The sequence below is a fragment of the Bacillus cereus group sp. BfR-BA-01355 genome, from assembly GCF_022663675.1.
Taxonomy (GTDB): Bacteria; Bacillota; Bacilli; order Bacillales; family Bacillaceae_G; genus Bacillus_A; species Bacillus_A thuringiensis_S.
The window spans coordinates 22,146-28,736 of the sequence record NZ_JAKUFY010000069.1 but is presented as its reverse complement, the minus strand read 5'-3'; the positions used below and the strand labels follow the sequence as shown (position 1 = coordinate 28,736).

The following is a 6,591-nucleotide window of genomic DNA, read 5'->3' as shown; positions in this document are numbered from 1 at the left end:
TTGTAGTAGAAGATGGTAGAGAGTATGTAGGTTCGCAACTTAATGTACTGGTTACTAGCGTATTACAAACATCGGCTGGTCGTATGATTTTCGCAAAACGTAAATTATTAGAAAAAGCATTATAGGTAGAGGATTATTAATATGTATACATTAATTATTCCGGCAGCCGGCCAAGGAAAGCGGATGGGTGCTGGCAAAAATAAGTTGTTCTTACTTATAAACGAAGTACCGATTATCGTTCATACATTACGTGCTTTTGAAAGAGATAAAGAGTGCAAAAGTATTGTTATGGCAATTAACGAAGAGGAACGCCCGTATTTTGAAGAATTAATGCAGAAGTATCCGATTGAAAAACAGGTACAATTTATTCAGGGTGGAGCCGAAAGACAAGATAGTGTATATAACGCGATTCAGCATGCGAGTGATGTTGAATACGTTCTTGTACATGACGGAGCGCGCCCATTCGTAACGAATAAAGTGATTCAAGACGTATTAACAGCAGCAGAAAAATATGGAGCTTCCATTTGTGCAGTGCCAGTAAAGGATACAGTTAAGAAAGTAGAGCAAGGTGTTGTTGTCGAAACGGTAGAACGATCTCAGCTTAAGGCTGTACAAACACCGCAAGGGTTCTCTGTTTCTCTTTTGTTAGAAGCTCATAGAAGTGCAAAACAGAGCTGCTTTCTTGGTACAGATGATGCAAGTCTCGTGGAACGTATTGGTAAGCAAGTAGGTGTAGTAGAGGGGAGTTACTATAATATTAAAGTGACGACTCCAGAGGATTTACTAATTGCTGAAAGTTTCCTTCATGTTCAGAAAAAATAGCCGTGATGGTGTATAACAAAGGAAAGCTCGGCAATGGCCGGGCTTTTCTTTGTAGGGATATCAATATAATATAGAGTCATAAAGCTCAGTGGTTTAGCTCAAGGAGGATGTAAAGAATGTTTCGAATTGGACAAGGTTTTGATGTGCATGAATTTGCGGAAGGTAGACCGTTAATTATTGGCGGAATTACAATTCCACACGAGAAAGGATTAATAGGTCATTCAGATGCAGATGTATTGTTACATACGATTGCTGATGCATGTTTAGGTGCCATTGCAGCAGGAGATATTGGAAAGCATTTTCCTGATACAGACCCAGCTTTTAAAGATGCAGATTCAGCTGTATTGTTACAAAAAGTTTGGGAATTTGTTCGTGAACAAGGTTACGAGTTAGGGAACTTAGATTGTACAATTATTGCTCAAAAGCCAAAAATGGCACCGCATATTGAAAGTATGCGTAAACGTATTAGTGAACTGTTAGAAACGTCTATAGATAACATTAATGTAAAGGCAACAACAACAGAGAAATTAGGATTTACAGGTAGAGAAGAAGGAATTGCTTCTCAAGCAGTGGTATTATTACAGAAAAAATAATGGTTTTTAATTCGTAAGATGGATAATCACATTTTTTTGTTGTACAATTATAGAATGTGTAGACATTAAGAATGGAAGGTGTACCAATTATGGAAAAGCAAGTGAGAGTGCGCTATGCGCCAAGTCCAACAGGACACTTACATATCGGAAATGCGCGTACGGCATTATTTAATTATTTATTTGCTCGTCATTTAGATGGCAAGTTTATTATTCGTATTGAAGATACTGATGTAAAACGTAATGTGGCTGGTGGAGAAGAAAGCCAATTAAAATACTTGAAATGGCTCGGTATGAACTGGGATGAAGGTGTTGATGTTGGTGGTGAATTTGGACCATATCGTCAAACAGAGCGTTTAGATATTTATAAAAAATTATATCTAGATTTATTAGAGCGTGGTTTAGCTTACAAATGTTATATGACAGAAGAAGAGCTAGAAGCAGAGCGTGAAGGACAAATTTCTCGTGGTGAAACACCTCGTTATGCAGGTAACCACCGTGATTTAACTGAAGAACAAATGAAAGAATTTGAAGCTGAGGGACGTATTCCAAGTATTCGTTTCCGTGTACCAGCTGATCGTGATTACACATTTAAAGATATCGTAAAAGATGAAGTAGCATTCCATTCAAATGATTTCGGTGATTTCGTTATCGTGAAAAAAGATGGAATTCCAACTTATAACTTTGCGGTAGCAGTAGATGATCACTTAATGGAAATTACACATGTACTTCGTGGTGATGACCATATTTCAAATACGCCAAAACAAATGATGATTTATGAAGCTTTCGGTTGGGATATCCCGCAATTTGGCCATATGACTTTAATTGTAAATGAAAGCCGTAAAAAATTAAGTAAGCGTGATGAATCTATTATTCAATTTATTGAGCAATATAAAGAGCTTGGATATCTTCCAGAAGCAATCTTTAACTTTATTGCACTACTAGGTTGGTCGCCGGTAGGAGAAGAAGAAATCTTCTCTAAAGAAGAGTTTATCAAAATGTTCGATGCAGCTCGTTTATCAAAATCACCTGCATTATTTGATTCTCAAAAATTAAAATGGATGAACAACCAATATATGAAAAAGCAAGATTTAGATACGGTGGTAGAATTAAGCTTACCGCATCTAGTGAAAGCTGGACGTATAGGTGAAACTTTAAGTGAACAAGAGCAAGCTTGGATTCGTGATGTAATTGCGTTATATCATGAACAAATGAGTTTTGGAGCTGAAATTGTAGAGCTTTCTGAAATGTTCTTCAAAGATCATGTTGATCATGAAGAAGAAGGACAAGAAGTATTAAAAGGTGAACAAGTACCAGAAGTACTTCGTGCATTTGCTGGTCAAGTAGAAGCACTAGAGGCGATGGAACCAGCAGCAATTAAGGCGGCTATTAAAGCAGTTCAAAAGGAAACAGGTCATAAAGGTAAAAACTTATTTATGCCAATCCGTGTTGCAACTACTGGTCAAACACATGGCCCAGAGCTTCCTAATGCTATTGCACTTCTTGGAAAAGAAAAAGTTTTAAATCGTCTTCAAAAAGTAATTGGTTAACATTTTCTAGGTTTAGAAATATAATAAGTATACTTAAAACCTAATAAGGAAAAGCGACGAGAAGGAGAAGTAGAAAATCAGGCTTTTTACAGAGAGAACCACCTTTAGGCTGGAAGTGGTTTATAAGCGGGTTTTTGAAATGCCCCTTCGAGTCTTCTGCTGAACAGCAAAATGTTTTGTGAAACATCTTAAGGCGTTAAAGTAAGCAGAAGCGGTGTACACCGTTATCAGAGATGAGTTTGAGGCTTTTTTAGCCTAAACAGAGTGGAACCGCGCTTAAAAGGCGTCTCTGTCAATATGACAGAGGCGTCTTTTTTTATACCGTAAAACTGGGTATGAGTATAAAATTTATCTACGTGTATAAAGATTTAGGGAGATAAGTAGGGAGTTAGTTCACTCGAAAAAGCAGCCCATAAAGGGGAGGGAACATCGATGTTTAAGAGGCTTCGGGAAGATATTGAAGTCGTTTTTGAACAGGATCCAGCGGCAAGAGGTTATTTCGAAGTCATTTTAACTTACTCTGGATTACATGCAGTTTGGGCTCATCGAATTGCACATGCTTTTTATAAAAGGGATTTTTTCTTTCTTGCACGTTTTGTTTCACAAGTTAGTCGTTTTTTTACTGGCATTGAGATTCATCCAGGGGCAACTATTGGTCGACGCTTTTTCATAGACCATGGAATGGGAGTTGTAATTGGAGAAACTTGTGAAATTGGTGATAATGTAACAATTTATCAAGGGGTTACATTAGGTGGTACAGGAAAAGAAAAAGGCAAGAGGCATCCAACAATTCAGGATAATGTATTAATTGCGACGGGTGCTAAAGTCCTTGGTTCTATTACTGTGGGAGAGAATTCTAAAATCGGGGCAGGGTCTGTCGTATTAAAAGAAGTTCCTGCACATTCTACAGTTGTAGGTATACCTGGCCGAGTCGTTATTCAAAATGGAGTAAAGATTGGTCAAGAATTAAATCACTCTGACCTTCCGGATCCAATTTTTGATAAATTAAAGGCTATGGAAGTAGAACTTGATAAATTGAAGAAACAACTGGAAGTAAAGGTAGAAAGGAAGGATAAAAATGACTATTCACATTTATAATACGTTAACACGTCAAAAAGAAGAGTTTGTTCCATTAGAAGAAAATAAGGTAAAGATGTATGTATGCGGACCTACAGTCTATAACTACATTCATATTGGCAATGCAAGACCTCCTATGGTATTCGATACAGTACGTCGCTATCTAGAATATAAAGGGTACGATGTGCAATACGTATCGAACTTTACGGACGTAGATGATAAATTAATTAAAGCGGCAAATGAATTAGGTGAAGATGTACCGACAATTGCTGATCGTTTTGTTGAAGCGTACTTTGAAGATGTAACAGCGCTAGGTTGCAAACACGCAACAGTCCATCCTCGTGTAACAGAAAATATGGATATCATTATTGAATTTATTCAAGAACTTGTGAATAAAGGGTATGCATACGAATCAGAGGGTGATGTGTACTTTAAAACGAAGGAATTCGAAGGTTACGGTAAATTATCACATCAACCAATCGCAGATTTACGTCACGGTGCTCGTATTGAGGTAGGGGAAAAGAAACAAGACCCTCTTGATTTTGCTTTATGGAAAGCTGCGAAAGAAGGAGAAATCTTCTGGGAAAGCACTTGGGGGCAAGGGCGTCCAGGGTGGCATATTGAATGCTCAGCAATGGCACGTAAGTACTTAGGGGATACAATTGACATTCATGCTGGTGGTCAAGACTTGGCGTTCCCGCATCATGAAAATGAAATTGCGCAGTCGGAAGCATTGACTGGAAAAACGTTTGCACGTTACTGGATGCATAATGGATATATTAATATTAACAATGAGAAGATGTCTAAATCGCTTGGTAACTTTATTTTAGTTCACGATATTATTAAGCAATATGACCCACAGTTAATTAGATTCTTTATGTTATCAGTACACTATCGTCATCCGATTAACTTTAGTGAAGAGTTATTACAAAGTACGAATAATGGGCTGGAAAGAATTAAAACAGCTTATGGAAACTTAAAGCATCGTATGGAAAGCAGTACGGATTTAACAGACCATAATGAGAAATGGTTAGTTGAAATAGAGAAATTCCAGACTGCATTTGAAGAGGCAATGAATGATGACTTTAACACTGCGAATGCAATTACCGAATTATACAATGTAGCCAATCATGCAAATCAATATTTACTTGAAGAGCATACATCTAAAGTTGTGATCGAAGCATACGTAAAACAATTGGAAACGTTATTTGATATTTTAGGATTAGAATTAACGCAAGAAGAATTGCTGGATGAAGAAATTGAAGAACTTATCCAAAAGCGCATTGAGGCTCGTAAAAATCGCGATTTCGCATTGTCTGATCAAATTCGTGACGATTTAAAAGGACGTAATATTATTTTAGAAGATACCGCTCAAGGTACAAGATGGAAAAGAGGATAAGGATGATTGATGCAAAGCAATTAAACAGCTTGGCGTTAGCGTATATGGGTGATGCGGTATATGAACAATATATCCGCTATCACCTCCTTCAAAAAGGAAAGGTTCGCCCTAATCAATTACATCGCTTAGGGACGAGCTTTGTTTCAGCAAAAGCACAGGCGAAAGTTGTTTATCATTTATTAGAGACGTCGTTTTTGACAGAGGAAGAAGAGGCGGTATTAAGAAGAGGACGTAATGCAAATTCAGGTACGGTTCCGAAAAATACGGATGTACAAACATATCGACATAGTACAGCCTTTGAAGCGCTAATTGGTTATCATCATTTATTAAATAACCGTGAAAGATTAGACGAAATTGTATATAAGGCAATTGCAGTTTTAGAAGAAAAGGAAGGGGGCACATCATCATGAGTAGTGAATATATTATCGGACGTAACCCTGTAATTGAAGCGTTACGATCAGGGAGAGATATTAATAAAATTTGGATCGCAGAAGGTGCTGCCAAAGGACAAGTGCAGATTGTACTAGCGTTAGCGAAAGAAAATAAGGTTATTTTACAACATGCACCAAAGAAAAAGTTAGATCAATTAGTTGAGGGTAATCATCAAGGTGTAATCGCTCAAGTAGCTGCATATCAGTATGCGGAGTTAGAAGATTTATTCAAAGTGGCAGAAAAACGTAATGAAGATCCATTCTTCTTAATTTTAGATGAGATTGAAGATCCGCATAACTTAGGTTCTATTATGCGTACTGCTGATGCGACAGGAGCTCATGGGATTATTATTCCAAAGAGAAGGGCTGTGGGGCTTACAGCGTCAGTTGCGAAAGCATCAACAGGAGCAATTGAATACATTCCTGTTGCACGCGTAACGAACTTATCCCGTACAATTGATGAATTAAAAGAACGTGGACTTTGGATTGCTGGTACAGATGCCAAAGGAAAAACGGATTATCGTAATTTAGATGGTAAAATGCCGATTGGGTTAGTAATTGGTAGTGAAGGAAAAGGTATGAGCCGTATTATTGGTGAAAAGTGTGATTTCCTAATCACTCTACCGATGGTTGGTAAAGTTACATCCTTAAATGCTTCCGTAGCCGCAAGTTTGTTAATGTATGAGGTATATCGTAAACGTCACGAAATTGGTAAATAAAAG

At 37.5% G+C, this 6,591-nt stretch carries 7 protein-coding genes, 1 pseudogene and 1 other annotated feature; all 8 genes and pseudogenes read left to right on the top strand.

Annotated elements, in window-relative coordinates; genetic code table 11:
- Positions 1 to 125 (top strand): annotated as a pseudogene (locus MR167_RS20710) (PIN domain nuclease); the annotation flags it as partial.
- 16 nt (positions 126 to 141) lie between these two features.
- Complete coding sequence (gene ispD / locus MR167_RS20705) at positions 142 to 822, top strand: 2-C-methyl-D-erythritol 4-phosphate cytidylyltransferase (RefSeq protein WP_000288312.1); 681 nt, start codon at positions 142 to 144, stop codon at positions 820 to 822.
- A gap of 116 nt (positions 823 to 938) precedes the next feature.
- The gene (gene ispF / locus MR167_RS20700) at positions 939 to 1,415 is read left to right on the top strand and encodes a 2-C-methyl-D-erythritol 2,4-cyclodiphosphate synthase (RefSeq protein ID WP_000488386.1); all 477 of its coding nucleotides are present in this window, start codon (positions 939 to 941) and stop codon (positions 1,413 to 1,415) included.
- 89 nt (positions 1,416 to 1,504) lie between these two features.
- Positions 1,505 to 2,962: a glutamate--tRNA ligase gene (gltX, locus tag MR167_RS20695; protein ID WP_242315366.1), complete on the top strand. Its 1,458-nt coding sequence runs from the start codon at positions 1,505 to 1,507 to the stop codon at positions 2,960 to 2,962.
- A 47-nt stretch (positions 2,963 to 3,009) separates the two neighbouring features.
- Positions 3,010 to 3,256 (top strand) — a binding site (T-box leader).
- A gap of 138 nt (positions 3,257 to 3,394) precedes the next feature.
- A complete protein-coding gene (gene cysE, locus MR167_RS20690; protein ID WP_000476495.1) occupies positions 3,395 to 4,060 on the top strand; it encodes a serine O-acetyltransferase in 666 nt (221 codons plus the stop codon).
- Positions 4,041 to 5,438, top strand: a complete 1,398-nt coding sequence (gene cysS, locus MR167_RS20685; protein ID WP_242315363.1) for a cysteine--tRNA ligase — start codon at positions 4,041 to 4,043, stop codon at positions 5,436 to 5,438. The genes cysE and cysS overlap by 20 nt, the downstream gene beginning before the upstream one ends.
- A 2-nt stretch (positions 5,439 to 5,440) precedes the next feature.
- Complete coding sequence (locus tag MR167_RS20680) at positions 5,441 to 5,848, top strand: Mini-ribonuclease 3 (RefSeq protein ID WP_000564265.1); 408 nt, start codon at positions 5,441 to 5,443, stop codon at positions 5,846 to 5,848.
- Complete coding sequence (gene rlmB, locus MR167_RS20675) at positions 5,845 to 6,588, top strand: 23S rRNA (guanosine(2251)-2'-O)-methyltransferase RlmB (protein WP_000093762.1); 744 nt, start codon at positions 5,845 to 5,847, stop codon at positions 6,586 to 6,588. The genes MR167_RS20680 and rlmB overlap by 4 nt, the downstream gene beginning before the upstream one ends.
- Positions 6,589 to 6,591: the final 3 nt, after the last annotated feature.